Here is an 829-nt window from a genome sequence, read left to right on the forward strand (position 1 = left end):
TCTCCAAGGGTCGAAAAGTTACAATAAACCCCATCCCAACCACCTCCAAGGGCAAGGCGCATCTTCTAACCGCCTTAAACACAGCAAGAAGGGACTCCCTCCCCAAGGGGAGGGAGTCCCTTCTTGCTGTGTTTAAGGCGGTTAGAAGATGCGCCTTGCCCTTGGAGGTGGTTGGGATGGGGTTTATTGTAACTTTTCGACCCTTGGAGAGGATTGGGGAGAGGCCATTGTTGGGCTTCTCTTTTTTTATTTTGCTCCTTTTCAGCCTGCCATGGGCAGGTGCGGCGCTGAGGTTGGTGTCGGATATCCCTGAGATGGTTCTCGGGAATATCCAACACCAACTTTTTACGCAGAGGGAAAAGGCGTGAAAAGGAGCAACGCCTTTCCGGCTCTTATATCCATACATTACACGCCGCAGAGGGATGGTTGGCACCGCCCGCAACTATCATTGGTGGCTCGTAACGGTCGATACGTGTCCTCGTAACAATTGATACGTGACCTCGTGACTTATGGCACGTGCCCTCGTAACGGTTGTTACGAGCTCACCGAGGGCGTCCCCCTTGGCGGGATAATGGACAGGAAATTGGTGGAGTGCATTATCAGAGTGAGTATAATAACATTCTCCCTTACATTTCAGTCCACTATCCTGCTGTGGGTAACGCCTTCGGCTAACCGCAACTCCTACAGAGTTGCTACACCTTATTATATATATACCCAGGGTAGCGTGCTTCGCCCGCAACCCTGGGCTGTGAGTGTAAGCCCCTCCCCAGCCCTCCCCAAAGGGGCGGGAGCTCTTTCCTGCTGTGTTTGAGTAGGTTGAGTATTCTTC

At 52.2% G+C, this 829-nt stretch carries 1 protein-coding gene; it reads left to right on the forward strand.

Annotated elements, in window-relative coordinates:
* Positions 1–368, forward strand: a 368-nt coding sequence (locus CIK87_RS14245; RefSeq protein ID WP_158216190.1) for a hypothetical protein, incomplete at its 5' end; no start/stop codon positions are given.
* Between the last annotated feature and the right edge of the window lie 461 nt (positions 369–829).

Origin of the sequence: Prevotella sp. P5-64, assembly GCF_002251285.1 — a bacterium.
Classification (GTDB): Bacteria; Bacteroidota; Bacteroidia; order Bacteroidales; family Bacteroidaceae; genus Prevotella.